This is a genomic window from Marinospirillum sp., from assembly GCF_014859565.1.
Genome location: NZ_JACUUA010000328.1, coordinates 1 through 3,031, shown reverse-complemented (window position 1 = coordinate 3,031; position 3,031 = coordinate 1). Strand labels below are relative to the sequence as shown.

Annotated in this window: 3 protein-coding genes; all 3 read left to right on the top strand. The window is 52.9% G+C overall.

Annotated elements, in window-relative coordinates:
- Positions 1-430: 430 nt before the first annotated feature.
- From phnD to phnE, 3 genes are read left to right on the top strand one after another with little or no spacing between them, the layout of a single operon-like run.
- The gene (gene phnD / locus IBX50_RS19145) at positions 431-1,306 is read left to right on the top strand and encodes a phosphate/phosphite/phosphonate ABC transporter substrate-binding protein (RefSeq protein ID WP_292257996.1); all 876 of its coding nucleotides are present in this window, start codon (positions 431-433) and stop codon (positions 1,304-1,306) included.
- A 2-nt stretch (positions 1,307-1,308) separates the two neighbouring features.
- Positions 1,309-2,097: a phosphonate ABC transporter ATP-binding protein gene (gene phnC, locus IBX50_RS19140; protein WP_292257995.1), complete on the top strand. Its 789-nt coding sequence runs from the start codon at positions 1,309-1,311 to the stop codon at positions 2,095-2,097.
- Entirely contained in the window at positions 2,084-2,884 is an 801-nt protein-coding gene (phnE, locus tag IBX50_RS19135; protein WP_292257994.1) for a phosphonate ABC transporter, permease protein PhnE, read from the top strand. Before phnC ends, phnE begins: the two co-directional genes overlap by 14 nt.
- Positions 2,885-3,031 lie beyond the last annotated feature (147 nt).

Sequence of the window (3,031 nt, the reverse complement as noted above, 5' to 3'; positions counted from 1 at the left end):
AGGCATGGCTTTAATCTTACTGGATTTTCAGGGTTTTGGTGTGGATTTTTATCATTGTTGCGCACTGACCTTTCCGAAAAGCAAAAAGCAGCAAACTACTGAAAAATTCCTTGATCCGGTATGGCTTTTGCTGGCGTGAGTCTGAAATTTAAAAACTCACCGGGTCAGGAGATGTTGATGCGTATTGCAGCTGCCAGTCGCGACGGAGTCACCCTTGCTGGGCACATCGGCAAGTGTGATCAATGGATTGTTTGGGCAACACGCTTCAACAGTAGGGTTACCTTCATGGTGCAGTCATTACTTCGACACAGAATCGCCATGTTTTTTTCATGCCTCTGTCATCACTCTTCTGCAAGGTGTTTATCCAGAAACGGGCAGGGAAGCTCTCGGTTTTTTGGTTTTCCTTTCCCGTAGACTGGAGTTAAACACGATGATGATGAAGAAAAAAGCCCTGCTGGCTGCTGGTGCTTTGGCACTGTCCACCCTTTTTTCTACCACTGTTCTGGCGGCAACCCCACCCGCTTCCTGCCCGACGACGCTGCGTTATGCTGATACCGGGGTGGAAGGTCTGGAAGAGTTGCGCCGCTCTTTTGGTCCGTTTGTGGAAACCATGAAGCAGGCACTGGGCATGAAGGTCGAGTTTTACCCGGTTGGTAATCGCACGGCAGTGGTGAATGCCCTGCGCTTTAAGCAGGTGGATGTAGTGATGACCGGACCGAGTGAATACGTGGCCATGGACAGTCAGGTTCAGGGTGCCCAACCATTGGTGAGTTTGGCGCGTCCGTCTTATGCTTCCATTTTTATTGTGCCGGAAAACAGCCCTTATCAGACGTTGGCTGATCTGAAAGGCGCTCGCATTTCAATGAAAAGTGTTGGTTCAACCACCGGTCATATCATCCCTGCATACATGCTGGTGGAGGCCGGGTTGGATGTGGATCGTGACGTTCGTATCCTGAATCTGGGTGGCACTCTGTTTGAGGCACTGATCTCCGGTGATGTACAGGCTGCTGCTACAGGTGTGCGTGACTGGGATGGTTTTATCAAGCGTACTGGTGGTGGTTACCGCATTCTGGCGCAGTCACCGCAGATGCCGGATGATCTGGTTGTAGCTGGCCCTCACATTGATCCGACCTGCGTGGCATACATACGTGATGCCATGATGAAAAACGGTGATGCACTGATTCAGGCAACCCTGAAACCGGAAGGCCGTGAGCGTTATCAGGGTGCTCGTCTGATGGCTGTGAATGATGCCAGTTATGACGTGGTGCGCAAGGCTTATGCAGCACTGGGTCTGAAGGCGGAATAAGTATGGATGTTCATCTTGAAGGGGTTGGCAAAACCTGGTCGGATGGCACACCGGTGCTGGACTCAGTAGATTTGTCGATTGCCTCTGGTGAGGGAGTGGTGTTACTGGGTGCCAATGGTTGCGGTAAATCCACCCTGCTGCGTTGTATGCTGGGGCTGGAGCCAATCAGCCGGGGTGAGATCCGTATGGGGGATGTATCCCTGACACGGGCACGCGGTGGTGAGTTACGTCGCCTGCGCTCACGCATCGGCAGTGTGTTTCAGCAGTTTAATCTGGTGAACAACCTGTCGGTATTCCAGAACGTCTTGTTTGGTCGTCTGGGTAATGATGGGCTGTTGCGCAGCCTGAATCTGACCTGCAGTGCGACCACTCGGGATCGTGCCATGCACTGCCTGGAGCGAGTCGGACTGGCACATTTGGCACGGCGTCGGACGGATCAGTTGTCCGGTGGGCAGCAGCAGCGGGTCGCCATTGCCCGTATGTTGATGCAGGATGCCCGACTGGTCTTTGCGGATGAGCCGGTGGCCAGTCTGGACCCTCGTGCCGGGCGTGAGGTCATGGATCTGCTGTTTGAAATTGTTCATGAACATCGACTGACCGTGGTGTGTGTATTGCATCAGCTGGAGCTGGCCAGTGAATATGCCGATCGACTGGTGGGGTTAAAGAATGGTCGGGTGGTGCTGGATGGCAAACCTTCACAAATTTCATCGGAAGATTTAACCGACCTGTATGCGGGTGAAAAACTGGTGGAGGATGAAGAGATGGCAGGAGGTGTTTATGCCATCCAGTGATCAACGTTTTCAGCAGCCGCAGCGTTTTCAGAATCCTTCAGTGTTTATGTGGGTGGTGTTGCTGGTATTTCTGGCCTTTTTTATCCAGGGTTTCAGCAGTGCCAACATTTCGCTGGATCGACTGGTGAACGGTACCATCAATCTGGGCAGTTTTTTTGGATCAGCTATGCCACCGTCCACGTCACGGCTGGATGTGATTGCCCGCGCCATGCTGGAAACCCTGAACATGGCCGTGGTGGGTGTCACTTTTGGTGTGCTGCTGAGTTTGCCGGTGGCCTTGTTGTGTGCACGTAACACCAGTCCACATCCATTGATCCGGGTGCTGGCGATCAATCTGGTGTCCACCTTGCGCACTATCCCGGATTTGATCTGGGCACTGATTTTTGTGGTGGCTGTGGGGTTGGGACCACTGGCCGGTATTCTGGCAATCGTGATGGACACCATCGGTTTTTGTGCACGGTTTTTTTCTGAACGAATCGAGGAAAACAATCCAAAACCGGGCATGGCGTTGAAGGCCGCTGGCGCTTCCCGCACCGCAGTAGTGGCTGGTGCGATTCTGCCAGAGTGTTTCCCTTCCTTTGTTGCCACTAGTCTTTACAGTGTTGAAAAGGCCGTGCGCAGTGCGGTGGTGCTGGGTTTGGTGGGTGCGGGGGGTATCGGTGTGGAGCTGACTTCGGCCATGAACCTGTTCCGTTACAACGAGGCCATCAGCATCATTCTGGTAGTTTTATTGGTGGTGATTGCCGTAGAGCAGGTGGCCAAGGCTATTCGCAAGCGCATTATCTGAGTTTTTAATTAACCCAATTGCATCACGGCCTGCTGTCTTGCCGCTGCCTTTCATTCCTGAAGGTGCAGCGGCTTTTTTGTCAGGACATGGGTAGGTTTACTGGGTTTCTGCTTCCAGTTCCATCCAGCGTTCCATTTTCTGTTCCAG

Excerpts from the sequence above, each read along its gene's own strand:
- phnD (WP_292257996.1), top strand. The coding sequence starts at position 431 with ATGATGATGAAGAAAAAAGCCCTGCTGGCTGCTGGTGCTTTGGCACTG.
- phnC (WP_292257995.1), top strand. The coding sequence starts at position 1,309 with ATGGATGTTCATCTTGAAGGGGTTGGCAAAACCTGGTCGGATGGCACA.
- phnE (WP_292257994.1), top strand. The coding sequence starts at position 2,084 with ATGCCATCCAGTGATCAACGTTTTCAGCAGCCGCAGCGTTTTCAGAAT.